Origin of the sequence: Enterococcus sp. HMSC078F03, assembly GCF_001811595.1 — a bacterium.
GTDB lineage: Bacteria > Bacillota > Bacilli > Lactobacillales > Enterococcaceae > Enterococcus > Enterococcus faecalis.
On the sequence record NZ_KV805556.1, the window covers coordinates 301,911 to 325,924 of the forward strand.

A 24,014-nucleotide genomic window follows, 5' to 3' on the forward strand; every position below is an offset into this window, starting at 1 on the left:
TATATACTTACATAGTACGAGATTTTTGTAAAAAAATAAAGCGATTTCTTCTATTTTTCTTAAAATTCTTTAAAAAAGTTCAAAACCTTTTTGTTTAATCACATTTTGTATGGCGGCGACGACTTCTTCAATCGTCAAGCCTGTTGTATCGATTTTCACAGCATCACTTGCTTGGACAAGGGGTGATACTTCTCTGGTTGAATCTAAATAATCCCGACGTTCAATCTCCGCCTTCAAGGTTTCAAAATCCGTCTCAATCCCTTTTTCTTGATTTTCTTTAAAACGACGTTCTGCACGTTCTTCAACGCTAGCCACCAAGAATATCTTTACTTCGGCCTTTGGTAAAACTGCAGTACCAATATCTCGACCATCCATGACAACTCCGCCGGCTTGACCAATTTTCTGTTGTAACGCCACCATTTCTTCTCTAACTTTTGCATGTTTTGAAACAGCTGAAACAGCATTCGTTACATCTGGCTGGCGAATCGCTTCGGTCACTTCATGACCATCGATAAAAACACGTTGGCCATTTTCTGCTTGCTGAAAAGAAATAGTGTGGTTGACACAAAGCGCTACTAATGGCTCTTCCGCTTGAATGTCGATTTGATTTTGCAAGGCCAAATACGTAATCGCTCGGTACATGGCCCCCGTGTCACAATACACATAATTCAATTGTTTTGCTAAAATTTTTGCAACTGTACTTTTGCCTGACGAAGCTGGTCCGTCAATAGCAATACTGATTTTCCCCATGAAAAAACTCCTTAACTGATATGCATCCTTTAAAATGCGCTTCTTCTTTTATATTAAAATCAGAAGAAAAGAACTTGGATTTAAACTGATGACGAGTTTCTAACGAAAAAGCAATAAGCCGAAATCCCTCGAAAGACGCAAAACATCTTTCGGAAATTTCTGCTTATTGGCATTCTCATGTAATCATCCGTCGCGGTTTAGCCCTTGAAAGTGCTGTCCAAACCTCTTTTTCTGGATTATTTAATACGTAATGGTTGTCCTGGATAAAACACAGATGTATCAATCCCAGGATTTAACGCTAAAATTTGTTCTAATGTCATTCCGTTACGTTCGGCAACTTGACGTGCCCCTTCGCCACTTTGAACGGTATCATAAACAGGTTGTTGGTTCTGCGCTTGTTGCTGTTGTTGATTTTGAGCTTCTTGTTGTTGCTGTTGCTGTTGCTGTTGTTGTGCTTGTTGGTCCTGTTGTTGCTGTGCAGCAGCATCTGAACTTGAAGGTGTTGTATTTTCAGCTGGTTGGCTGCTTGCTGGTTCTGAGCTTTCCACTGATTTTGACGTACTTTCTTTTTTCTTCTCTTTTGATGATGATTGGACTAATGAAGAAGATGGCTGGCTATTTTTGCTAGCACTTTCGTTCGGTTTCTTGTCTTGCATCATCCATAAGAAAGTCCCAATTGGAATGGCAATAATTAATAATAGCAAAATAACTAAAACAGTTAGAAATAATGAATTTCCTCGTTGCTGTTGGCGTTTTGCTAAACGAGAACCACCACCATTTTGATCAGGTTCATAAATTGATTGTTCCCATGGCTCACGAGCTTGGTTTTTCTTTTTGTCCTTTTTACTCACTGCTAATTTCCTCCTAAACTTCTCTCGCTTGTTATTATATCATAGCTTTTGCCAACTGCCGACTAAAAAAATGAATTAATCACGTTCTTTAAATAATTTTAGAAATTTAGAACGCCAATCTTCTTCATTTTGATTGCTGGTCTTGTTCGATTTTACTATTGAATCTTGGTAAATGTCAAAGAATAACGCACAATTATCACAACAAGTTTCCGGTGATTGTTTGACAATCGATTCTTGAAAATAAGTTTGAATCAACGTTCTTCGACAGGTTGTGGTTTCAATATACGTCAGCATCCCTCTTAATTGTGCTTGACGATCTTTTTCTTTCTCCTCTAAACGATGCTCTAGCTCTTCAAAAGAATAATCCTTGGCTAAATAGCCTTGGACCCATTTTTGTTGTAACTCGGTGGCATTTTCTAACAAACCTGCTTGTTCTTCTCCTTCAATCAGCGATTTTAAGGTCGCTCGATTCGCTCTTGTCTCTTCTAAGAAAAACCGATGAATAAATTCATCCCCTTTTTTATACAATAATAGCGCCCAACTTTTTTGACCATCACGTCCAGCTCGCCCGATTTCTTGCAGGTAATTTTCTAAGCTATCAGGCAAATCAAAATGAATCACTCCACGAACATCAGGTTTGTCGATTCCCATCCCAAAAGCATTCGTTGCACAAAGAATATCGATTTGATTATCAATAAATTGTTCTTGCAAGCGACTACGTTCACTAGCCTCCAAGCCCCCATGATAATAGGCCACCTTAAAACTGGTTTTTGCCTGAATAAGTTGACTAATTTGTTCTGTTTTGTTGCGCGTGGCGCAATAGATGATGATTTTACCAGCCGTTTTAGATAAGTAATCTAGTAACACTTCTTCTTTTTCTGACGTTTCCTTCACGAACAAGCCAATATTTTTTCGATTCACTGAAGAAAGAACTTCTTGATAGCTACCATGAGAAAATAATTGTTTTATAATTGCGTGCTGTACAACGGGTGTCGCTGTGGCAGTTAACGCCAAGGTCAAAGGAAAGTCTAGCTGTTTTTGGACCAGATCTAATTTACTATATTCAGGGCGAAAATCGACGCCCCACTGATAAACACAATGGGCTTCATCCACCACAAATAATGCAATTTTTTGGCGTTGTAACACACTAAGTACTTCTTGCTGCAAAAGCATTTCTGGGCTTAAAAACAGATAATCGTATTGGAACATTTCCGCTAAAATATAACGCTTTTCTGAATATTGTAACGTACTGTTTAAGGCAACCGCACCTTTAATTCCTTGTCTTTGTAATTGACGCACCTGATCTTCCATTAACGAAAGTAAAGGAGAAACAATTACCGTTAGTCCCTCTAACTTCTGGCCCACAAATTGATAACACAATGATTTACCAGTCCCTGTTGGCAAAACAGCCAATGTATTCATACCGTCAAGTAAGTTTGTAATCACTTCTTTTTGACCAGGCTTAAACGCTGCATAACCAAATCGAGTGAATAATTCTTGTTCTAATGTCAACAACACTCACTCCTTTTCTTGCCAAATTTGTTTGATTTGATATAAGCGGAAATCTAAATAAGAAAGCGTCTCTTCTTGGGCTCGCCAATCCCGATACACCCACAACCGCGGATCTTGTTCTGTTTGAGCCAAGTTTTGGAGCATTGCCTCCTTTTCAAGATAAACAGACGCCTGCAGCTGCCCTTGAATAGCCAACTCTAATAGATGGTCATGAATGGTACTCAGTTTTATTTTTCGCTGCTCAGCAATTTCTTGAAGTGTCTTACCTTCCGTTAACAATCGTTGAGTTTCTTGCATACTTTGGTTTAGATTTTTTTCTAGATACGGCCATACAAGCGTTTGTAAAGCAGGATAGTTTCCTCCGTACATTATCAACTGCAGTAAATGATGAACCGCTTGTGTATGCCACAAACGCTGTTCAAGAGCTGTCTTATGGCTTGTTAATTGCTGAGGAACTTTGCCAGTTTGCTGATAACCAGAAAGTTGCGCAACCAAATAGTCGCTTTCTGCTTCAGGTAGTAACTCAAACCCTCGCAACAGTTCTTCTTTGATTGATTGAATGCGCTGCTCTTTCTTGTCTTGTTGTAACCATCGTTTCAAATATAGTTGCGGAATCGGTGTTGATAAAAGTGGAATATACTGTTTTTCCTCAAATGATAAATACGAAGTCACTTGCACGGCAAATTGAATGAGTTGCCAACTTTCTTGATCACTTCTGCCAAAACGATAAAGATCAATTGCAGGATAATCCAGCAACGAAAAATGGTGCTCCTTTAAAAATAGTTGCCCTTCTTTTGTTAGTTGAATTTCATTTGTCTCTTTGTGATACTGAATTTGTTTCGCCTTCGAAAGTTTTTCAAGAATTTGAAAATAGGCTTGTTCGGAAATCGTTGGCCACCAGCCAATGAACCGTAAACAATCATATAAAAAACCATAAATCAAAACAGAGCTAGTCCGTTTGCCTTTTAAAAGATGATACAAAGTTGATGCACGTACCTTGTATCCGTGAGATAATAACGCTAAAATAAAAGTTGCTTCCATAGTAAACCTCTTTTAGATAGGATGTGTCACTGTTTATGCAATCACGTTTAGTTCCTGAAAAATGTATTGCTTGTGGACTTTGTCAAGTTTATGCGCCCAATATATTTGATTATGATGATCATGGGATTGTCCTTTTTAAAGACGAGCCGCATGCTCGACAACAATTTATTCCAGAAAACGAACGCGAGAATGTGTTAAAAGCGTACCGCAAATGTCCCACGCGTGCAATAGAAATAAGCAAAAATGAGTGCTAAATAATTTAGCACTCATTTTTGCTTAGAGTATTTTTTCGAGCCAAGCAAGTGTTTGTTCATCTATCGAAACAAACTGTAATTGTCCTTCTTTTAGCGGTTCTTTGACTAAATGAATTTGATCATTTAGGCCATTGATCCATTCATAACGAAGACCATTTTCTTTTGCTTTAGAATTTTTGGCTTCTAAATAATAATTGACATGGTAATTTTCTTTACCATCCAATTGTAGCGTATTAATGGTCACTTCAAAATCTGGTGAACCATCGGTCGATTTCTTTTCACGTAATCGTTCAAGTGCTTCTATAAAAGAAGGAAATTGAGGATTATTTTCCCCACCAACGAGATATTTTTCAGCAAATTCTGCACTATCCGTATGACTTTTCACTTGTTTGGCAAATGCTTGATAAAAGGTTTCTAGCGCTTTGCGGGCATCATAGTCGCTAGCTAACGGAAAATTCAATTGTAGCGTAGGATTATCGGAGAGCGCTTCGACAAAATCATTTTCACCAATCGTTTCTTTTGATGTTTGAATTTCTTCTCCATTAATCGTCTTTTTAAGTTGAATCGTCATCCCTTTGGACCAGAACAAAGGGCCAATCGTTTTGCTTCCATTCGTTAGCGTACCAACTTTCCGATCATTAATATAAATATCTGCGTCTGGCAGATTGCTCTCCACAACAAAATTCATTCGTTTAAAATCTAAAGGAATACTAGAAATATAATTTTCCTCTTCTAATAAACGATACTCTTCTGTGATAACAGGTTCGCCGGTGCTATCTTTCACTGTGGCTGTAAAGGTATATTGTCCTGGCGCTAAGGGGCCCAATTCCTTTTGATAAGTAGTTGAGTCGGAAGTGCCCACTTCCCGCCCGTTCATTGCCAGCGTCACACCGCGCTGATTTGTCGTTAACTGAACAGAAACAGGCGTTAAAATGAATTGATAACGGTGAAAGAAAAATGCTGTTTGACTCGTTTCACGAATAGTTAAACCATGTAGCTTTTTATCCTTTAATAGCGCTTTTTCTAATTTTTTTAGCTCAGTTGGATTTTTTTGATAATAAGTGATTAAAGGCTTAATGCTTTGCGGATTCACTTGAAATTCAGACTCGTTCGTCCTCATTTTTTTACTTAATTCTTGGGCATCACCATTCTCAATCGCTTCAATAAAATGAGAAATTTGTTGTTCCTTAGAAAAATAATGCGTCCCGAGAAAATAGCTACCCGTTCCAAGAACGATGAACACAAAAAGAAACACCCAGATCCAGCTTCTTTTTGATCTGAGAGGAGTAGATTCGTTCCCTTTATTCATTGATGGTTGTGCTTGGTTTTCCTCTTGATGCATTGATTCATTCATTAGCGGAGCGCCGCATTCTTCACAAAAGGACTCCGTATCACGATTCACGTGACGACAATTTTTACACTTTTTCACTCAGGAAAACTCCTCTTTCTTTGATGATTTCTATCATACCAAGGGAAAGTTAAAATTACAATGCAGATGGTTTAGTATTTTTTAACAGAATGATGACAGATTGTGACAACCTCTTTTCTTTTAGGCGTAAATTTTAAAAACCCACTGTCAAACATTGTTCAACAGCAGGTTTTTTTATCATTTATTTTGTTAACGGTGTTTTTTTCTGAATAGTATGTTGTTTTTTTGATAGCCATGGCAATAACTTCGCATGTAGTACTAGAAAAACACCACTGACTAAGAGGCCTTTAATAAGGTTGAATGGCACAATACCAATCGCCACATAGCTTGCTAAAGATGTTCCTAAAAATTGTTGTGTGGTCACACCATATAATTGTAAGTAAATGGGTGTAATGACAAAATAATTCGCAATACTCATGAAAATTGTCAAGGCTAAAATCCCACTTACTAAGCCCACTATCCGATTTGTACGGATATTTTTCTTTTTACCAAAGAAATAAAAAATTGGCAAGGTGAAGATACTACTTGCTAAAAAGCTAGCGAAATCTCCCACCATATTTTGCGGTGCTAGTCCGGTTAAGAACAGGTGTAGCAACGAACGAACAAAAGCAGTAATTACTCCTGCTAACGGTCCGTACAAGAACATTCCGAGTAGAATCGGAATATCACTAAAATCGATTTTCAAAAAACTAAACGCTGGCATAATCGGAAATGCCACAAATTGTAATACTGTACCGATTGCAGCCAACATTGCAATGCTGACCATTTTTTGTACCTTGTTGTTCATCTGAAATCCTCCAATTAAGGACCCATCTTCAACGAACTTTTTGATTCGCTTCTTTGTCATACAAAAAAACCCTATTTTTCTGCAGGGAAAAATAGAGTAGGATTATCTGATGAAAAAGCGTCTCAAATAAGCCCTATCTTCTTTATCCAGACTATACTGTCGGTATTGGAATTACACCAATTCAATCGTTAAAAACGAGTCGTGGACTATAACCACCGGTCGGGAATTACACCCTGCCCCTGAAGACGAACCTTGTATTATATTTTTTTACTTACTTAGTGTAACCGATTTGAACAATGAATGCAACTAACTAAGCTTTTTTATTAAATTTCATTGATTGTTTCGTTTCTCAAAAAAAACAATCCCTCCGCCATAAGCGCGAAGAGATCGAGTCATTTTATCTTATTTGGCTTGATTTAATAATTGACTGATTTCTTTTTTAGTTAAATCACGATATTGCCCTGGTCGCAATCCTTGTAAGGTCAACTCACCGTAACGTTCACGTTTTAATTTTTGAACTGGGAAACCAACAGCTTGAAACATTTTCTTCACTTGATGATTACGTCCTTCATGAATCGTTAATTCCACGACACTGCTACCTGTTTTAATGTCCGCTGAAAGAATTTGAAAATTGGCTGGTGCTGTGCGTTTGCCATCAATGCGAATGCCTTTGGCTAATGGCAATAGATCCCGTTTAGTTGGTACACCTTTAATTTTTGCTACGTAGACTTTATCTACTTCATGTTTAGGATGGGTTAATTTTTGTGAAAAACTTCCATCATTCGTTAAAAGTAACAACCCAGAAGTATCATAATCCAGACGACCGACTGGATAAATTCGCTCAGTAACATCTGTAAAATAATCCGTTACTACTTTACGGCCTTTGTCGTCAGATACTGCAGAAATAACCCCTCTTGGTTTATAGAATAAATAATAACCATATTCTTCTTGATAAATTGGTACACCATCAACCTCAACAGTATCTTGTTTACTTACTTGCGTTCCTAATTCTTTGACCACTTGGCCATTGACTTTTACGCGACCTTTGACAATTAATTCCTCTGCTTTGCGACGCGAAGTCACCCCAGCATGAGCAATTGCTTTTTGTAATCTTTCCATTGTTTAAGCTTCCTCGCCTTCTGTTGTTTCAGACATTGGGTTCGTTTCTTGATAACGATCAAAAAATAGATCCATTGGTAGTTCTTCTTCTAATTCATCTTCCATTTGTTGGATATCTGGTAATTCATCTAAACTTTTCAACCCAAAGTAATCCATAAAATACTTCGTTGTGCCATACAAAATCGCTCTACCAGGACCATCTACGCGGCCTTTTTCTTCTATTAACTGACGGGCAACTAACTTTTGGATAGAGCCAGAAGTCTGTACGCCACGAATTTCATCAATTTCAATACGCGAAATTGGTTGCTTATAAGCAATAATGGATAATGTTTCTAGCGCCGCTTGTGATAAGGCGTTCGACATAGGCGATTGCGCATATTTTTTTAGTAATGAGGCATATTTTTTCTTCGTTGTTAAGACAAAATGATTGCCGACTTCTAAAATATTCAACGCTGATTTATTGTCAGAAGCATAATGTTCTTTCAATTTCGTTAATTCTTCATAGGTTTTTGCTGTTGACTTCTCTAATAAGTACGCAAGCTCTTCCAAGCCAATTCCTTCTTCGCCAACCACAAATAAAATTGCTTCAATTTGACTAACTAATGTCACTGTGTTTCCTCCACCTCTGTTGTATCTTCCTGCTGGGTTTCTGTATTAAATAACAAAATTTCACTATAATTATTTTCTTGTTCAGCATAAATCACGCCCGTTTTCATTAATTCTAAAAGAGCCATGAACGTTGTCACAATTTCTTGTTTGGAATAAGAATCGAAGAAAGAGTCAAACGACACTGCCTTCCCTTTCTGTACTTGACGCATACGCTCTGAAATAGCGGAGATTTTTTCTTCGATGGAAACATCGTCACTGGCAACAGTTGTTTCAACAGGCTGGCGATTTTTTTTCTTTTCTAACATGGCATGAAAGGCTAGAAATAAATCAATTGTATTGATTTGATTAGGCGGTAGTGTTGTATCTTCCTCTTTATAATCATCCATATCCATTGGTTCTTTTGTATAATAGAGTTTACGTTCTTCTTCTTTTTCATGTAAAACAGTCGCTGCATATTTAAATTTCCGATACTCCAATAACTGAGCTACTAAAGCTTCCCGTGGGTCTTCCTCTTCAAAAAAATCTTCATCATCAATGATTTCAAGCTCTTGTTTTGGAAGCAACATCTGACTTTTAATAGCCATTAAGGTGGCAGCCATGACTAGATATTCTCCGGCGACTTCTAACTCTAAGGTTTGCATCGCATGAATATAAGACATGTATTGTTCAGTTACTGCTGTAATGGGAATGTCATAGATATCGATTTCTAATTTTTGAATTAAATGTAGTAGAAGATCCAGTGGTCCTTCAAAGACATCTAGTTTTAAATTAATTTCTTGCAAAAACGACACCTACTTTCTTTTCTCGACTTCCTAGTTTACCATAAATTTATTCGTTTGTGGGCATTCTCGCAAATTAAGCCCGAGGAAAATGTTCCTTATAAACATCTGCCATTCGTTGTTTGGTAATATGTGTATAAATTTGTGTCGTGGAGATATCTGCATGTCCTAATAATTCTTGCACGATTCTAAGATCTGCGCCATTTTCCAACAAATGTGTCGCAAAGCTATGCCGTAATGTATGCGGCGTAATATTTTTCTCTATCTGGGCTTCTCGAACAATCTGTTTTAAATTTTTCCAAATGCCCTGTCTAGATAACGGTTCACCATGATGGTTAACGAATAGGTGTGTTTCATTCGGATGATTTTTAATCAATTGAGGTCTGGCTTCGTTCATATAGCGCTCAATCCATTGAATCGCATAATCGCCTAAAGGAATAATTCGTTCTTTGTCCCCTTTTCCGATTGTTTGCAATAAACCAATGGATAAATGCAGATCCCCTAATTTTATTTCAATTAGCTCACTAACTCGCAGGCCCGTTGCATACATCACTTCTAAAATAGCACGATTCCGCATACCTAGTGGTTTACTTGTATCAGGCGTTTCAATTAATCGAGTCACTTCGTCAACAGATAATGTACTTGGCAATTTTTGAACTTTCTTGGGGGAGTCAATATGTTGCATCGGATTATGTTCGCTTAAGCGTTCTTGACGTAAAAATTGATGAAATCCTCTCAAACTAGAAATCATCCGAATCACACTTGCTGAAGCTTGCTGTTCTTCGTGAAGGGATTGCAAAAATTCTGTAATCATGTAACGGTCAACTTCGTCCCAAGAATGCAAGCCTTGTTCTTGTAAAAAGGCTACGTATTTTTTTAAATCTCGTTCGTAACTCCGTCGTGTGTTATTTGATAAGCCCCGCTCTATTTGTAAATAGTGTAAATAATCGACTAATTGTTCTTCCATTATCCTTCCCTCATTTCTAGTACTATCCTATCAGATTATGCCCTAGATTGCATGGGTAAATTCCAACTTATTCAAAAAAATCAACTGACAACAAAAGACTTGTTCACTAAGTCGTTAACTTAAGAACAAGTCTTTTGTTTTTGCTACTATTAGTAAAGAATAAATTTGTTATTTTATATATTTATCTAGAAAAGCAGCTACTGTTTCCTTATATTTTTCTGGGTTTTTATTATAAGCTTTCGCATGCTCTGCTCCAGGCACGACATATTTCTCTTTAGGTCCTTGGGTTGCATTATAAACTTCGTCTAACATACTAAACGGCACAAACGTATCATTTTCACCATGAATAAAGAGCATTGGTAAATGATTCTTTTGCAATTGCTTAACAGCGCTTGCTTCCCCAAAGAAATAGCCAGCTCTAAGTTTCGTAATCCCGCTAGTAACATTAACTAATGGGAAACTTGGTAAATTGAAAAGCTCTTTCAATTGATATTGCAACTCCTGATTGACTGTAGAATAGCCACAATCTTCCACAATGGCTTTCACGTTATCTGGTAATTTTTCCCCGCTCGTCATCATGACTGTAGCAGCACCCATACTGACACCGTATAAAGTGATTTGTTCTTGCTGACCATTTTCGGTTAAAACTTTCTCAATCCATTGGACATAATCTTTACGATCGGGCCAGCCGAACCCAATATAATCTCCTTGACTTTTCCCGTGACCACGCGCATCTGGCGCTAACACATTGTAGCCCCAATCATGATACATTTTCGCAAAGACAGACATCGTTTCTGCCGAACCCATATAACCATGCGCCATAATAACGGTACGATTACTTTTTTTGTCGGATGGTAAATAAATAGCCTTTAGACGTAGCCCATCTTCCGAAGTAATTGACCATTCTTGTCGATTTTTGTCATCTTTAAACCACGCGCCTTCAGGTGTCTGGACCACTTTTGACCCTGGGGTATTCTCATTTATAAAGTCTTTCTTTCCTGGAACTACTGCATAATTATAAAAATATAAGCCTGCCGCAATTAAACCAATTGCAATTACTACAATAAGCGCAATCAAAATTTTTAACCATCGATTCATCTACGTACTCCTTTTATTTAAACTGTATGATTCATTATAAGTTGTCGCCCTTTTTTTGACAACTACCATTCAAAGATTTAGCCATCTTTCTTTACCACTACAATGGGACAATTTTGTTGCGACAAAAAAAGCATAGCACAAAAATGTTACCTTTTGCGCTATGCTCCACTTATCTATTTATAGGAAACTAAAAATTATTTATTTTCAATAAGTTTAAAACTTGACCATGGTTTCAAAAATTCTAATAAGAAACGTTCGTCATCAGAAATACGACCAACCACATTTACACGGCCATCATTTTTCATTTCTTTTAAAGCAATTTGTGTTTCCCCTTTGTATTGTCCATAGCCAACGTTGTCAATCAAGACATCGCCTCGAACAATGTCTCTCGTTGTATGAGCTGGGAAAGGACGATCTTTATAGTAAACACGTGTCATTGTTGAACGCAAAACGTAATCAGAACGATCTCCACGATAACTGTGTAAGTTATCGAACAATGCAATTCTTTCATCTTCTGTGATTTCTGGTTCTGTATCCACTTTGATCGAAGGATACGGTGCATGAAAGGCTTCTGCCATTGCTGCTAATTCTGCTTCTGAGGCATAAGCATTTCCGACAGAAATATCATCGATTAACCCTGTTAAAACTAAATGCTTAACTTGCGTTGCAATTTCTAAATCGCGGTGGTCTTCCAAAGAACATAATCCATCTTGTGTCGGCCATGGCCCAAATGTAGCATCGTGTGAGTTCACAAACGCCATCGTATTTAAATTATATTTTCTAAATTTTTCTGAACAATAAACAAAATGATCATAGCCTAAGCCTGTATAGCGATGTGGATAGAAATTATGTGAGCCTAGTAAATTTTCTGTGTTTGGTGAGTAGGCCATAATATTATCAACATAACTTGTGCCTGAACTCATATTAATTTCAATTTTAATGCCATAAGGGTTTCTTGTCATATTCGCCTCTTCTTGCCCAGTAAAACCAAGATCTAAACGAATACCGTAAGCGCCCATATCATGGAAAAATGATAAATCATCATAAGAGATGCCTAATTGTTCGAACAATGCAGGATTAATATCGACCATCACTTCCATACCTAATTGGTTGGCGTAATCTACGACTTTTTTAAACTCTGCTAATACCTTTTCCCGATCATCATTGATTTGCAATAAACTAGTAAAGACACGCTTAAAGCCGTATTTATGAGCCAAATCCAAATATGCTTTGTCCTTTTCAAATGTTGAACGTTCTGGATAAATTGAAATACCTAATTTTCCCATGTGATTGCCTCCTAAATTGTAAAACATAATAATGTATCTGCTTACATTGTAACAAAAAAAACAAAAGTGGTCTACACCTTTCCTATAGGAAATCTTATAAAAATTCCACTGGTTTGTTATCTTCTCTTTTGTTATGATAAAAAAGAACCTAATTGTCAGTGTGAAAGGAAGAGGAAAACAGATGAAACATAAGAAAATGCTTGCTGTTGCTTCAGTTGCAGCATTCACCTTGCTTTTAGCAGGCTGTAACACAACCAATAATAAAAGCACGACCGCAACGAGTGATTCTATCGCTAAATCCAGTGAAAGCAAAACAAAGGATTCGGTCGACTTAAATTCACTAGATTTACCACAACTAGATGACAAAGTTGCCGAAGATCAAGACTTAGTCCAAATGGTTACTTCAATGGGAAATATTGAAATCAAACTATTTCCTAAACAGGCTCCAAAAACTGTCGAGAACTTTATGAAACATGCCAAAGATGGCTATTATGATGGCTTGACTTTCCACCGCGTCATCAATAACTTTATGATCCAAGGCGGCGATCCTAGCGGTGATGGAACTGGCGGAAACAGCATCTGGAATAAACCATTTGAAGATGAATTTTCAAACCAGTTATATAACATTCGTGGCGCATTATCAATGGCGAATGCAGGGCCTAATACTAACGGCAGTCAGTTCTTTATTGTCCAAAATACAGATGATCAATCTGATGGTCTTTTATATGATGATTATCCAAAAGCAATCATTGATGCTTACAAAAAAGGCGGCTATCCTTCTCTTGATAAAAAACATACTGTTTTCGGTCAAGTAACCAAAGGAATGGATATTGTCGATAAAATTGCCAAAGTCGAAGTTGGTGCCAACGATAAACCAAAAACTGATGTTAAAATTGAAAAAATCAATATTCTTCAAGAAGCAAAAAAATAACAAAAAGTCAGAACGTATCTTCAGCGTACGTTCTGACTTTTTGTTATTTTTGAATCGCTTGTAATGCCTTTTCTGGCACTTGGTCTTGATTGACCTCTTCATACGTATTGATGTGGGCCCCTTTATTTGAGACTTTTAGATAATGATCTGTTTTTAATTCATGGTCCGCTGTGAAAGTTATTTCTCGCGTTTTGCCTTCCTCATCTGCGGCTACTTGCGTATAACTAGCAATTCCATAGCCATTAACACTATCGGCTTTCTTTGTTTTAACATACACATTTCCTTCTTTAACCAATGGATTTAATTGATCTAACACACCAGCTAATTCGCCAGAGTTCTTCTCTGCGTAAAACTTGGCCCCAAATAAACCACCACCAATAACAATTGCTGTCACCACTAAAAATTTAATAAATTTCATCACATAAATCCTCCCGAGTAATTATTCTCTGTTACTTCTTCCAAAGTATAGCAAGTTTTAAACAATCCTTCCTCGGGCGCAACGACCAGTTTTTTCTCAGACTTATGTCGTATTTTTGTTATTTTGAATAAATAACAAAACACTACTCTTCTATCAATAATTGACTTAATAATTGAATTTCTTGATTCTTAGTTAAGTCAATTGTTTTCATTGTAACCACTGTGGCTAAACCTAAATAGATTACCACCATTTTAGGAAATAATTCGACAAATTTTCCTTTGTCCATTTGTACATATTTTTTATCCAATAATAAACGCTCTTCAAAAAAAAGTTTGAAGCATTTGCTGCAATTCTTCTTCATAACCATGTGCTTTCATAAATAACGCCGTATAGATTTTTTGATGTTTTTGGGCAAATAATATAAAGTTCAGACCCAATGCAATCACTGGGTCTGAGGCACCAACGTCTGCTTTATAAAATAATTGCATACGATGAAATAACGATTTAATTAAGGTTCGTTTTAAATCGTCCATGTTGACAAATTCTAAATAAATTGGCTGCGTAGAAATCCCCATAGTATCTGCAATATTTCTAGCAGTTAAATTAGAAAAACCTTTATCTACTAAAATTTTTTCAGCTACGTTTAAGATTTTTTCCTTTGTATATACCTTCGTTCTAACCATTTTCATACCCCTTTTCTCTTTTAGTTAACAATAACTTTATTATGTTCACACAAAAGAAAACCATTTTCATTATATATATAATATTTTACACTTTTTTATGCGTTTCTTTTCTCAAAATTTTCTATACATTTCAAAAAAATTGAGAATTTTCATCACCTATAAACAAATAGGTCCAGAACAAAAGGTCATCACCTTTTGTTCTGGACACTAAACGGCTGCACTCTTTATTCTTCTATTTGTTTGCCTTGCTCTTTGGCAAGCTCATTTTTATCATAAGCTACAAAGAACGGATAGTAAATCAAGATGGCCACTAGAATTAAAACAATATTCAAAACAGCAGCACGCCAATCGCCACCTGTCGCCATAAAGGCGCCAATTGGCCCTGGTAAGGTCCAAGGTGCGGTAAAGACAACTTCACTTACTAAACCTAATTTAGTGGCAAACCAAGCAATCGTTGCTAAAACCATTGGTGCAAAGATAAAAGGAATCATTAAAATCGGATTTAAGACAATCGGTACACCGAAAATAACTGGCTCATTAATATTAAAAATAGACGGTGCTAAAATAGCTTTTCCTAGTTTTGAACCATATTCTGATTTTGCCCGAAAGGCTAATAATATAGCTAAGCCAATTGTGGCTCCAGCACCACCAATCCAAATGAACCATTGGTAAAAAGGCTCTGCCGCAATCCGAGGCAATGCTTCGCCAGCTGCTTTAGCAGTCGTGTTTTCCTCTAATAGTTGTAGCCATAGAGGACGCGCCAACGATCCTACGATTGAAGCACCGTGAATCCCAAAGAACCAGAAAAATGTGGTTAAAAAGACTAACAGCAAGACATTCAATAAAGAATCTGCTGCTTGAACTAGTGGTCCTACTAAGTTCCCTACAAATGTGTGCCAATCAAAGCCTAAATAATAAGTGATTGAACCAATCAATAACATGACAATTAACGTCGGCGTCAATGATTCAAATGAACGAGCAACAGCAGGTGGAACGTTATCAGGCATTGTAATTTTGAACTTAGACTTATCTGTTACTCGATAGATTTCGACAGCAATAATTGACGTCACAATCCCGACAAACATCCCTGCGCCACCCAAATTAGCCATTGGTAAAACAAACCCAGAAACGCCAGCTGCTTTACTGGCTTCTTCAGGAATCGCTACAGGTACTAATGTTAATAAAAAAGCAATCGTAGCCAAAATCCCTCCAGAGACTTGATCAAGATTATATGATTTCGCTAAACTAGCGCCAATGCCAAAAGTCGCATATAACGCCATAATGTACATTGTCATTCGGTAAGGCAGTAAGATTGTAGCAGCATTACTTGTTAAAAATTGAGTAATGCCCCAAGATTCTGGTAACGGCGGAAACGCAATAATTAGAAAAAAAGAACCGACAATAATTAAAGGTAATGTCGCAATAATTCCATCCCGCACCGCACGTAAATGGCGCTGATTGGCAATTTTAGCCATTGGTCCAGCTAGATGATTTTCAATCCAAACAGTCAGTTTATCTAACATAAATAACACTCTCCTCTGTTTTTCTCTTAAAAAATAACTCCTTTAATCAGCCATAAATAAGAGATAATCTCTAATAAAATAAGAGAAATTAAAAACAACCAAATAAAACGCTTACAAAAACCTGTTTTCGTTTCAATAAAATAATGACTATACGCTAACGCAAAAGCAATCCCAACAGGCAAAAAAATCATGGCACCAATATTAAACGGCAGATTGAAAGTCCATAATAAAACACTCGGCAACAGGACACCACATAAGAGCCCCATACTAAAAAGAAAACCAGCACTTTTAACTGAAAACTTAGGAACAATTGCTTGATTGTTTTCCATTTCAATTTCGCTCCTTTCGTTTGTTATTTTGTTACATTTAAAATTATAAGCTATTAAAAATATTATTTCAATCTATTCGCTGATTTAATACTAATTTTAAAATAAAAAACCAGTTCACTGAGTGAACTGGTTTTATGCTTATTCGACAAATTCAAATTCAAAATTACCAATCCGAACAATGTCGCCATCTTTCGCGCCACGTGCTCGTAATGCCTCATCGACACCCATACCACGTAATTGACGTGCAAAACGCATTACTGTTTCATCATGATCGAAATTCGTCATTTCAAATAATTTTTCTAATTTTTCACCAGATAAAACCCATGAAGCATCTGGTTCACGATCAATCGTAAATTCTGGACCTTCTGGTTGGAAGCCATAACGAACGGTTTCTTCCTCTACTACTTCATCTTCATATAATGGGAATTCAGGCGTTACTTCCAACAAGTCAGCTGTTGCATTTAATAAAGGTTCAATACCTTTACGAGTAACCCCAGAGATTGGGAAAATAGGTAGCTCATCAGCATACTCATCTGTGCGTTCCTTCGCAAGTTGCTCTTTAAATTTCGCTAAATTCTCTTCTGCTTCAGGCATGTCCATTTTATTGGCAACAATAATTTGAGGTCGCTCCATCAAACGTAAATTGTGTGAAGCCAATTCTTTATTGATTGCCAAATAATCTTCATAAGGATCGCGTCCTTCCATACCACTCATATCAATGACATGTAAAATAACACGCGTCCGTTCAATGTGGCGTAAAAACTGTGTTCCTAAGCCGACACCTTGAGAAGCTCCTTCAATTAAGCCTGGCAAATCTGCTGCAGCGAAGCTTCGACCGTCACTAGTAGTCACCATCCCTAAGTTTGGAACTAACGTCGTAAAATGATAGGCACCAATTTTCGGACGAGCGGACGAGATAACAGAGAGTAACGTTGATTTCCCTACAGAAGGAAACCCAACTAAGCCAACATCTGCTAAAACTTTTAATTCTAATTCGATTTTACGTTCTTGGCCCGGTTCGCCGTTTTCGGCAATTTCTGGTGCAGGGTTTCTTGGGGAAGCAAAGCGAATATTCCCGTGACCACCGCGTCCGCCTTTTGCTACTACTAAGGTCTGACCATTCTCAATTAAATCCCCAATTAAAGCTCCAGTTTCTGCATCACGAACTGTTGTACCTGGTGGAACTTTGACAAGTAAATCTTCTGAACCACGACCGTGCATTCCTTTACTCATACCATTTTCTCCAGGTGTCGCCTTAAAATGACGATTAAACCGGAAATCCATTAATGTGCGTAATCCTTCTTCAACAACTAAAACAACGTCGCCACCGCGACCGCCATCACCACCAGCGGGACCCCCGTCTGGTACATATTTTTCTCTACGGAAAGCAACCATTCCGTCGCCGCCTTTACCAGCTTTGACATCAATCGTCACTTGATCTAAAAACATGGACATATAATTTGTCCTCCTATTCTACTTCTACTATCTTTAATCACCTCAAAAAGCATGATTCGAAAGTCTTTATTATTGTATCGGGAAAACAACCGTTTGTCTAGCAATTCTAGTTAGTTATCGTTGGAAAAAGCAAAATTTCTCATGAATCTTTCGCTTTCTTTTTGTCGCTTCGCTATCAGTCTTTTGACAAAAAAATTTTAGAGGTTCATACTATAGATAGTTGAAGAAAATCACTTTTTCAGCAAGGGTCCAAAGAAACACAAACATCTAAAGGAGGAATTTTTGTTATGACAGTCAAAGTAGGAATTAACGGTTTTGGAAGAATTGGTCGTTTAGCCTTTCGCCGAATAAAAGAAGTTTCTGATGATATTGAAGTTGTGGCAATCAATGATTTGACTAGCCCAACAATGTTGGCTCACTTATTACAATTTGACTCTACGCATGGCACCTATCCTGGCACCGTGACAGCCACTGAAAATGGCATTGTGGTTGACGGCGAAGAAACCCGTGTCTACGCAGAACCAGATGCAAGTAAAATCCCTTGGGTTAAAGAAAACGGAGTAGACATTGTCCTTGAATGTACAGGTTTTTATACCTCTGAAGAAAAAGCACAAGCTCATTTAGATGCAGGTGTGAAACGTGTGGTTATCTCTGCTCCTGCAGGCGCAATGAAAACAATCGTTTACAACGTCAATGATGATACACTTGATGCCAACGATAAAATCATTTCTGCTGGTTCATGTACGACAAACTGTCTAGCACCGATGGCTTACTTCTTAAATAACGAATTCGGTATTGAAGTTGGTACCATGACAACTGTCCATGCCTACACATCAACACAAATGCTATTAGATGGCCCTGTTCGTGGCGGAAATCTTCGTGCGGCACGCTCTGCTGCAGACAATACTATTCCCCATTCAACTGGTGCTGCTAAAGCAATTGGCTTAGTTATTCCAGAACTTAATGGAAAATTACAAGGCCATGCCCAACGTGTTCCCGTTGTGGATGGATCCTTAACAGAATTAGTTAGCATTTTAAAAACAAAAGTAACAGCTGATCAAGTAAATGAAGCAATGAAAAAACACACCATTGATAACCCTTCTTTCGGTTATGATGATCGTGAAATTGTTTCTGGAGACATAATCGGCACGACAGAAGGTTCGATTTTTGACCCAACGCAAACAGAAGTAACGACAGCTGGCGATTTCCAATTAGTGAAAACTGTGGCTTGGTATGACAATGAATATGGTTTTACTTGCCAAATGATTCGCTTATTGGAAAAATTCGCTAATTTATAATTCCAATGAATAAAAAACTGCCTTGCATAAATTAATGCAAGGCAGTTTTTTTAATGTTTACTTTGACAACTTTGACAAATACCATGAAAAGTTAAGCGATGATCTTTGACTAAAAAATGATACCGACTTTCAACAATTTGCTCTACTTCACCAAGCAAGTCTTCTTCCACTTCCTCAATTGTGCCACATTCTAAGCATAACAAATGGTGGTGAAAGTGTTTGGCGCCTTCTTTTCTTAAATCATAGCGAGCTAAACCATCGTTAAAGCTCACTTTATCAACGACTTTTAAGTCTGTTAAAATTTCTAGCGTTCGATAGACTGTTGCTAGACCAATTTCCGGACTTTTTTGTTTTACCAAGAAGTAAATTTCTTCTGCTGATAAATGATCTTTTTCATTTTCCAATAATACAAGTACGGTTGCTTCCCGTTGTGGTGTTAATTTAAAGCCTGATTCATGTAATTGTTTTTTTGTCTTTTTTAAAGCAGCAGTCGAATCCATTATTACAGCTCCTTGTTTAGAATGATTACAAATTAAGAAACTTAATTTATCAATCAAATTAAAATAATTATAAAAGAAATAACTGTAATTTGCAAGATATTCTCAATTAGCTACCTTAATTTTTTTCTTTTGATTGTTCCAACGAGCCAATTAGAATTGTTTTACCATCTTCTTGTTTAATTAATTTTTGTTTCATTAAATGACCTAAAGCGCGTTTAAATTGAGCTTTACTAATGCCAAAGGTTTGTTTAATTTCATCAGGGCTTGATTTATCGGTGAAAGGAATTTGGTGATCGTTTGCTCTTTCTAAGAAAGTTAGAATCATTAACGCATCATCGCTGATTACTTCATGACTTCTTGGTTTTAATGAAAGATTCAATACGCCGTCCGGCCGCACGCCAATCACACGTCCCACTACTTTTTCACCTAAACGTGGTTCTTGGAAACGTTCAGAAGGATGGATAAATCCAATGTATAAATCATCAGTTAAAATATACGTTCCTGCAAGTTTCAGACGATACACATGCCCAGTTAAGTTTTGGTTTTGCATTTCAGCATTCCCGCGTTTTGCCATGGCTTTAAAGACTTTTTCATCTGCTAATTCGCCCCAAATGCGGTCTTTACTGTCCACTTTTAAAGTAACCATTACTCGGTCTTCTTTTTTAGGCCAAAGTTCCCGCATGGTTGGTAATTCATCCAACGAAATAACGACATCTTTATCTGGTAAGCCAACATCCACAAAGACACCTAAATCACGTCTCGTTCCTGTGACAGTACCAAAGCCATAGCTACCAATGCGCACAGTAGGAATTGTAGTTGTCAGTGCTGGCTCTTGTTTTTGATTTAAATAACCAAACCCTTCTACAGCCTCCCCTATAGCATGCGTACCTTCTTCTTTTTTTAAACGGAATGTGATGCCATTTTTTTGAACAAAATAAAATTGTTCATTTTCATCGACCACAATGCCGGTAAATGTTGTTGCTAGTAATTCTCTCATTTATCATTAACTCCTCAAGGAAAATCAATCGAACAAAAGATTTCCGCTTTTGTTCGATTGTTTCTATTTTCTTTTATTGCCCTGCATTACGAGAAGCGTTCCCTTTGAACCAACCTGTTTTAGCATTGATTGTAACTAAATACATGTGAACATTTTTCTCTGTAGTGCCTTCTAATAATTTTGATTGATTGTTGGTTGCATAAAGATTGTAGTAACCTTCGCCATTCACAATTTTGGCAGGTTCTAAAGAATATCCGCCAGGAACCACATAGCCACGAGCAATCACTGTGTCTAAGACTTTTTCTTTCACACCTGGTGCCCATGTCCACGCTGGATTGCTACTATCAGCGATATCGGCAGCATCTGGCGCATAAAGCGGACTAGTGTACACCCCGTCACTGTTCGGTGCCGTGTAGCCATTCGCTTCTGTTTTTGCTGTTTCTTCCTTCTTAGCGTTCTCTTTTTTCGCGGCAGCAGCTTGTTTCGCTTGTTCTTCTGCTTGTTTTGCTTGCTCTGCGGCAGCTTGTTCTTCTGCAATTCTTTTCTGTTCTTCTTCAACCTTGGTTAACGCTTGGTCAGCTGTCGTGACTTGTTTGATCAGTTCTTTTTTCAGCTTATCACTTGTTACTTTATCTACTTCTGCCTTAGCAGCTTGATACGTGTCTCGATTCAGCTGATTGGTAGTTTTTCCATCTTTATAAATGACCTCAACCGCTTTTTTAGCTTTTTGTAATTGGTTGTATTGTTGGTTCGCTTGATCGATTGCTTGGTTCATCAATTGGTCAAACGGATCATTTCCTGTTAATTTCTTTATGGAAATTGGTTGATCAGCAGCTAGAATCGCCGGTTTCAACTCATTGCCATTGACAATCGGGGCCTCAAATAATTGGTTGATTTGTTGAATGATTTGTTGTTTCTCTTTCAATGTTTGAATTTGTTTATTTAATTGAGAATACTCTTCTGAATCTTTAATTTCCGCGACTTGTTTTGAGAGTTTTTCTGGACTAACAGTCACCATATCGGGTTTAATAAAAACTTGCTCCTTTGTGGTATAAAAGGCTGCTAGTTCATCTTTCAGCGTATCTGTTTTCTTGGATAGTGCCGCCGCCTCTTGCGCGGCAGCTTTTTGCGTTTGATCATGATACGCCCAAGCACTACCTCCAGCTAATAAAACAACCGCAAGCGCAACGAAAGCCACTTTTTTTGATGGTTTCTTTGGAGCAGGCGCTGGTTGAGCATTCCCAGTTTCATTCATCGGTGGTATCACACCTGAATCTGAAACTTTTTCCTCGGTTGTATCAGCTTCGCTCGGTTCCTCTAGCGACGCTGCACTTGTTAACCCTTCTTCAGAATCTGAAATGGATTCAGTTGGTGTTTCGGCTTGGGTTAATACTGCCTCACCGCTGTTTTCTAACTCTTGGGTCTCTGCTGTTTCTTCTGATGGATTTTCAGACATTTCTGTATCTGCTCGATGCGCTTGAATATAAGCTTGCAAAGTTTCGTTTGGTGTTACATCTTGATCTTCTATCGGTGGTTGTGAAAAAATTTCTTCTTCAGAAGTGGTAGAGATAACTTCAGTTCCTGAAATCTCTGTTAAAGCTTCCTCTTCTGACTTCACTGTCTCAGATACCTCAGCTGTTTCTGCTTCAACAGTAGTTGTTTCTTCTGTTGTTTCCTCTAAATTAACTGCTTCGTCCGTTGCTAGTTTTTCTTCTGTTGAATGAGTAGGCATCGCTTCTGTCGCTGGTATCGTTTCCTCCACCGAATCATGAGTCTCCTCACTAGCCCCTTCTTGAAGCACTGCTTCTGAATCAGAAACATCCTCTGAATCAGAGACTATTAAGTTATCTTCTATCGACTCTTCTTTTTTGTCATCATTACTTTCTTCTTCAGGTGATTCGCCAAACAGTTCCATCACATGGCCTAAGCTCATATCTTTTAACTCAGACCATTCAATATTCTCATTTAATTGATCTTCATGTTGTTCATTTTCCTGTGTTTTAAAATCTATATTTGTTGAAGTCGTTTCCGCTTCTTCTTTATCAACTGTTGTGTCAGTTAGTGAATAGCCACATGTTGGGCAGGTCGTTAATTCTGCATCGAATTCGTTCCCGCACTTCGGACATTTCTTTGTCATTCTTCCGCCTCACATTCTGCTAATATTCCATTACTTCTAATTTACCACAACTTGCGCCTTCTTCCAATAACTAGCAATGACATTTAGAGACTTTTTAAAAATCAAAAGCGGCTCTTCTCGCATGCACGAAAAGAGCCGCTAAACGGTATGTTTATTCTAAAAAGTCTTTTAATTGTTTTGAACGAGAAGGATGTCTTAGTTTTCTTAACGCTTTTGCTTCAATTTGACGAATACGTTCGCGAGTGACACCGAAAACTTTTCCGACTTCTTCTAGCGTACGTGTCCGACCATCATCTAAACCAAAACGTAAACGTAAAACATTTTCTTCACGGTCTGTTAAAGTATCCAGAACATCTTCTAGTTGTTCTTTTAACAATTCGTAAGCTGCATGTTCAGCAGGACTTGTAGCATCTTGGTCTTCAATGAAATCACCTAAATGTGAATCATCTTCTTCACCAATTGGTGTTTCTAAAGAGACTGGCTCTTGTGCGATTTTTAGGATTTCACGAACTTTTTCTGTTGGTAAATCCATTTCCGCACCAATTTCTTCTGGCGTTGGTTCTCTACCTAAATCTTGCAATAGTTGGCGTTGAATCCGAATCAATTTATTGATTGTTTCAACCATGTGAACAGGAATTCGAATTGTTCTAGCTTGGTCCGCAATTGCCCGCGTAATCGCTTGACGAATCCACCAAGTAGCATACGTAGAGAATTTGAACCCTTTACGGTAGTCAAATTTTTCAACAGCTTTCATTAAGCCCATATTACCTTCTTGAATTAAATCCAAGAATTGCATACCACGACCTACATATCGTTTGGCAATTGAAACAACCAAACGTAAGTTAGCTTCTGCTAAACGTTGTTTTGCTTCTTGATCGCCTTCTTCAATTTTAAGTGCCAATTCAACTTCTTCTGCAGCAGTTAATAATTGAACGCGCCCAATTTCTTTTAGGTACATACGCACGGGATCATTAATTTTAACACCTGTTGGCGCAGATAAGTCTTCTGCTTGGGCCTTTTCCGCTTCTTTTTCATCTTTTTTCAAGCTATGTTCACTTGGGTCTCCATTTTCATCGACTACGCTGATACCAGCATCTTCAACTTTTTGGATTAATTTTTCCATAGCTTCTGCATCCAAAGTATACGGTGTGGCTAATTGATTCGCTAAATCATCATAAACCACTGTTCCTTTAGGCTTGTTTTCTTTGATAAATGCTGCCACTGCAGCTTCATATTTTTTACTTGTTTCTTTTTCCATGAA

Annotated in this window: 23 protein-coding genes, 1 pseudogene and 1 riboswitch; of the genes and pseudogenes, 3 read left to right on the forward strand and 21 right to left on the reverse strand. The window is 37.6% G+C overall.

From position 1 onward, the window contains the following. Nucleotides 1-69: 69 nt before the first annotated feature. The 4 genes from cmk to HMPREF2810_RS07025 form a co-directional block, all read right to left on the reverse strand. Complete coding sequence (cmk, locus tag HMPREF2810_RS07010) at nucleotides 70-750, reverse strand: (d)CMP kinase (RefSeq protein ID WP_002357612.1); 681 nt, start codon at nucleotides 748-750, stop codon at nucleotides 70-72. Nucleotides 751-986: 236 nt separating this feature from the next. Then, nucleotides 987-1,601 carry an SAG1386/EF1546 family surface-associated protein gene (locus HMPREF2810_RS07015; RefSeq protein ID WP_010715196.1) on the reverse strand — a complete coding sequence of 205 codons (615 nt, stop codon included), beginning with the start codon at nucleotides 1,599-1,601 and terminating at the stop codon, nucleotides 987-989. Between the two features lie 75 nt (nucleotides 1,602-1,676). After that, nucleotides 1,677-3,119: a RecQ family ATP-dependent DNA helicase gene (locus HMPREF2810_RS07020; protein WP_002420207.1), complete on the reverse strand. Its 1,443-nt coding sequence runs from the start codon at nucleotides 3,117-3,119 to the stop codon at nucleotides 1,677-1,679. Next, a complete protein-coding gene (locus HMPREF2810_RS07025) occupies nucleotides 3,120-4,154 on the reverse strand; it encodes a YpbB family protein (protein WP_010715194.1) in 1,035 nt (344 codons plus the stop codon). A gap of 35 nt (nucleotides 4,155-4,189) precedes the next feature. Between HMPREF2810_RS07025 and HMPREF2810_RS07030 the strand changes: the two genes are divergently transcribed. Next, nucleotides 4,190-4,408 (forward strand): ferredoxin, encoded by a 219-nt coding sequence (locus tag HMPREF2810_RS07030; protein WP_002357617.1) that lies wholly within the window; start codon nucleotides 4,190-4,192, stop codon nucleotides 4,406-4,408. A gap of 22 nt (nucleotides 4,409-4,430) precedes the next feature. On the opposite strand, the gene HMPREF2810_RS07035 is transcribed toward HMPREF2810_RS07030, so the two are convergent. The 8 genes from HMPREF2810_RS07035 to HMPREF2810_RS07070 form a co-directional block, all read right to left on the reverse strand. Then, nucleotides 4,431-5,762 carry a zinc ribbon domain-containing protein gene (locus tag HMPREF2810_RS07035; RefSeq protein WP_002420209.1) on the reverse strand — a complete coding sequence of 444 codons (1,332 nt, stop codon included), beginning with the start codon at nucleotides 5,760-5,762 and terminating at the stop codon, nucleotides 4,431-4,433. A 256-nt stretch (nucleotides 5,763-6,018) separates the two neighbouring features. After that, entirely contained in the window at nucleotides 6,019-6,684 is a 666-nt protein-coding gene (locus HMPREF2810_RS07040) for an ECF transporter S component (RefSeq protein ID WP_002382314.1), read from the reverse strand. Between the two features lie 71 nt (nucleotides 6,685-6,755). After that, a riboswitch (FMN riboswitch) is annotated at nucleotides 6,756-6,875 on the reverse strand. 151 nt (nucleotides 6,876-7,026) lie between these two features. After that, a complete protein-coding gene (locus HMPREF2810_RS07045; protein WP_002357624.1) occupies nucleotides 7,027-7,743 on the reverse strand; it encodes a pseudouridine synthase in 717 nt (238 codons plus the stop codon). Nucleotides 7,744-7,746: 3 nt separating this feature from the next. Beyond that, on the reverse strand, nucleotides 7,747-8,352 hold the full coding sequence (gene scpB, locus HMPREF2810_RS07050; protein WP_002357625.1) for an SMC-Scp complex subunit ScpB: 606 nt from the start codon (nucleotides 8,350-8,352) through the stop codon (nucleotides 7,747-7,749). Beyond that, the gene (locus HMPREF2810_RS07055) at nucleotides 8,349-9,143 is read right to left on the reverse strand and encodes a segregation/condensation protein A (RefSeq protein ID WP_002420210.1); all 795 of its coding nucleotides are present in this window, start codon (nucleotides 9,141-9,143) and stop codon (nucleotides 8,349-8,351) included. Before HMPREF2810_RS07055 ends, scpB begins: the two co-directional genes overlap by 4 nt. A 64-nt stretch (nucleotides 9,144-9,207) precedes the next feature. Beyond that, nucleotides 9,208-10,098, reverse strand: a complete 891-nt coding sequence (xerD, locus tag HMPREF2810_RS07060) for a site-specific tyrosine recombinase XerD (protein WP_002360354.1) — start codon at nucleotides 10,096-10,098, stop codon at nucleotides 9,208-9,210. A gap of 168 nt (nucleotides 10,099-10,266) precedes the next feature. Next, the gene (locus HMPREF2810_RS07065; protein ID WP_010715191.1) at nucleotides 10,267-11,196 is read right to left on the reverse strand and encodes an alpha/beta hydrolase; all 930 of its coding nucleotides are present in this window, start codon (nucleotides 11,194-11,196) and stop codon (nucleotides 10,267-10,269) included. Between the two features lie 194 nt (nucleotides 11,197-11,390). Further along, on the reverse strand, nucleotides 11,391-12,482 hold the full coding sequence (locus HMPREF2810_RS07070) for a DUF871 domain-containing protein (protein WP_002357630.1): 1,092 nt from the start codon (nucleotides 12,480-12,482) through the stop codon (nucleotides 11,391-11,393). Between the two features lie 181 nt (nucleotides 12,483-12,663). Between HMPREF2810_RS07070 and HMPREF2810_RS07075 the strand changes: the two genes are divergently transcribed. Then, the gene (locus tag HMPREF2810_RS07075; protein ID WP_010715189.1) at nucleotides 12,664-13,413 is read left to right on the forward strand and encodes a peptidylprolyl isomerase; all 750 of its coding nucleotides are present in this window, start codon (nucleotides 12,664-12,666) and stop codon (nucleotides 13,411-13,413) included. A 43-nt stretch (nucleotides 13,414-13,456) separates the two neighbouring features. On the opposite strand, the gene HMPREF2810_RS07080 is transcribed toward HMPREF2810_RS07075, so the two are convergent. From HMPREF2810_RS07080 to obgE, 5 genes and pseudogenes are all read right to left on the reverse strand, one after another. Beyond that, entirely contained in the window at nucleotides 13,457-13,831 is a 375-nt protein-coding gene (locus HMPREF2810_RS07080) for a YxeA family protein (protein ID WP_002357632.1), read from the reverse strand. Nucleotides 13,832-13,973: 142 nt separating this feature from the next. Beyond that, nucleotides 13,974-14,520 (reverse strand): annotated as a pseudogene (locus tag HMPREF2810_RS07090) (TetR/AcrR family transcriptional regulator). A 218-nt stretch (nucleotides 14,521-14,738) separates the two neighbouring features. After that, complete coding sequence (locus HMPREF2810_RS07095) at nucleotides 14,739-16,037, reverse strand: PTS sugar transporter subunit IIC (protein WP_010715187.1); 1,299 nt, start codon at nucleotides 16,035-16,037, stop codon at nucleotides 14,739-14,741. Between the two features lie 26 nt (nucleotides 16,038-16,063). Further along, on the reverse strand, nucleotides 16,064-16,366 hold the full coding sequence (locus tag HMPREF2810_RS07100; RefSeq protein ID WP_002420214.1) for a hypothetical protein: 303 nt from the start codon (nucleotides 16,364-16,366) through the stop codon (nucleotides 16,064-16,066). A gap of 138 nt (nucleotides 16,367-16,504) precedes the next feature. After that, nucleotides 16,505-17,821, reverse strand: coding sequence for a GTPase ObgE (obgE, locus tag HMPREF2810_RS07105; RefSeq protein ID WP_010715186.1), 1,317 nt, complete (start codon nucleotides 17,819-17,821; stop codon nucleotides 16,505-16,507). A gap of 287 nt (nucleotides 17,822-18,108) precedes the next feature. Between obgE and gap the strand changes: the two genes are divergently transcribed. Next, nucleotides 18,109-19,119 (forward strand): type I glyceraldehyde-3-phosphate dehydrogenase, encoded by a 1,011-nt coding sequence (gap, locus tag HMPREF2810_RS07110; protein WP_002357638.1) that lies wholly within the window; start codon nucleotides 18,109-18,111, stop codon nucleotides 19,117-19,119. Between the two features lie 50 nt (nucleotides 19,120-19,169). Here gap and HMPREF2810_RS07115 read toward each other — a convergent pair whose 3' ends face one another. The 4 genes from HMPREF2810_RS07115 to rpoD all read right to left on the reverse strand — a co-directional run bounded on the left by HMPREF2810_RS07115 (nucleotide 19,170) and on the right by rpoD (nucleotide 24,011). Beyond that, nucleotides 19,170-19,619, reverse strand: a complete 450-nt coding sequence (locus tag HMPREF2810_RS07115) for a ferric iron uptake transcriptional regulator (RefSeq protein WP_002357640.1) — start codon at nucleotides 19,617-19,619, stop codon at nucleotides 19,170-19,172. 115 nt (nucleotides 19,620-19,734) lie between these two features. Continuing rightward, entirely contained in the window at nucleotides 19,735-20,616 is an 882-nt protein-coding gene (locus tag HMPREF2810_RS07120; protein ID WP_002361792.1) for a CvfB family protein, read from the reverse strand. Nucleotides 20,617-20,689: 73 nt separating this feature from the next. Continuing rightward, nucleotides 20,690-22,753, reverse strand: a complete 2,064-nt coding sequence (locus tag HMPREF2810_RS07125; RefSeq protein ID WP_010715185.1) for a cell division site-positioning protein MapZ family protein — start codon at nucleotides 22,751-22,753, stop codon at nucleotides 20,690-20,692. 151 nt (nucleotides 22,754-22,904) lie between these two features. Further along, a complete protein-coding gene (gene rpoD, locus HMPREF2810_RS07130; protein ID WP_002360364.1) occupies nucleotides 22,905-24,011 on the reverse strand; it encodes an RNA polymerase sigma factor RpoD in 1,107 nt (368 codons plus the stop codon). Nucleotides 24,012-24,014: the final 3 nt, after the last annotated feature.

Excerpts from the sequence above, each read along its gene's own strand:
- HMPREF2810_RS07065 (WP_010715191.1), bottom strand. The coding sequence starts at position 11,196 with ATGAATCGATGGTTAAAAATTTTGATTGCGCTTATTGTAGTAATTGCA.
- xerD (WP_002360354.1), bottom strand. The coding sequence starts at position 10,098 with ATGGAAGAACAATTAGTCGATTATTTACACTATTTACAAATAGAGCGG.
- HMPREF2810_RS07030 (WP_002357617.1), top strand. The coding sequence starts at position 4,190 with ATGCAATCACGTTTAGTTCCTGAAAAATGTATTGCTTGTGGACTTTGT.
- HMPREF2810_RS07045 (WP_002357624.1), bottom strand. The coding sequence starts at position 7,743 with ATGGAAAGATTACAAAAAGCAATTGCTCATGCTGGGGTGACTTCGCGT.
- HMPREF2810_RS07070 (WP_002357630.1), bottom strand. The coding sequence starts at position 12,482 with ATGGGAAAATTAGGTATTTCAATTTATCCAGAACGTTCAACATTTGAA.
- HMPREF2810_RS07080 (WP_002357632.1), bottom strand. The coding sequence starts at position 13,831 with ATGAAATTTATTAAATTTTTAGTGGTGACAGCAATTGTTATTGGTGGT.
- HMPREF2810_RS07125 (WP_010715185.1), bottom strand. The coding sequence starts at position 22,753 with ATGACAAAGAAATGTCCGAAGTGCGGGAACGAATTCGATGCAGAATTA.
- HMPREF2810_RS07095 (WP_010715187.1), bottom strand. The coding sequence starts at position 16,037 with ATGTTAGATAAACTGACTGTTTGGATTGAAAATCATCTAGCTGGACCA.
- HMPREF2810_RS07035 (WP_002420209.1), bottom strand. The coding sequence starts at position 5,762 with ATGAATGAATCAATGCATCAAGAGGAAAACCAAGCACAACCATCAATG.
- HMPREF2810_RS07120 (WP_002361792.1), bottom strand. The coding sequence starts at position 20,616 with ATGAGAGAATTACTAGCAACAACATTTACCGGCATTGTGGTCGATGAA.
- HMPREF2810_RS07040 (WP_002382314.1), bottom strand. The coding sequence starts at position 6,684 with ATGACAAAGAAGCGAATCAAAAAGTTCGTTGAAGATGGGTCCTTAATT.
- cmk (WP_002357612.1), bottom strand. The coding sequence starts at position 750 with ATGGGGAAAATCAGTATTGCTATTGACGGACCAGCTTCGTCAGGCAAA.
- obgE (WP_010715186.1), bottom strand. The coding sequence starts at position 17,821 with ATGTCCATGTTTTTAGATCAAGTGACGATTGATGTCAAAGCTGGTAAA.
- HMPREF2810_RS07100 (WP_002420214.1), bottom strand. The coding sequence starts at position 16,366 with ATGGAAAACAATCAAGCAATTGTTCCTAAGTTTTCAGTTAAAAGTGCT.
- gap (WP_002357638.1), top strand. The coding sequence starts at position 18,109 with ATGACAGTCAAAGTAGGAATTAACGGTTTTGGAAGAATTGGTCGTTTA.
- HMPREF2810_RS07025 (WP_010715194.1), bottom strand. The coding sequence starts at position 4,154 with ATGGAAGCAACTTTTATTTTAGCGTTATTATCTCACGGATACAAGGTA.
- HMPREF2810_RS07075 (WP_010715189.1), top strand. The coding sequence starts at position 12,664 with ATGAAACATAAGAAAATGCTTGCTGTTGCTTCAGTTGCAGCATTCACC.
- HMPREF2810_RS07115 (WP_002357640.1), bottom strand. The coding sequence starts at position 19,619 with ATGGATTCGACTGCTGCTTTAAAAAAGACAAAAAAACAATTACATGAA.
- rpoD (WP_002360364.1), bottom strand. The coding sequence starts at position 24,011 with ATGGAAAAAGAAACAAGTAAAAAATATGAAGCTGCAGTGGCAGCATTT.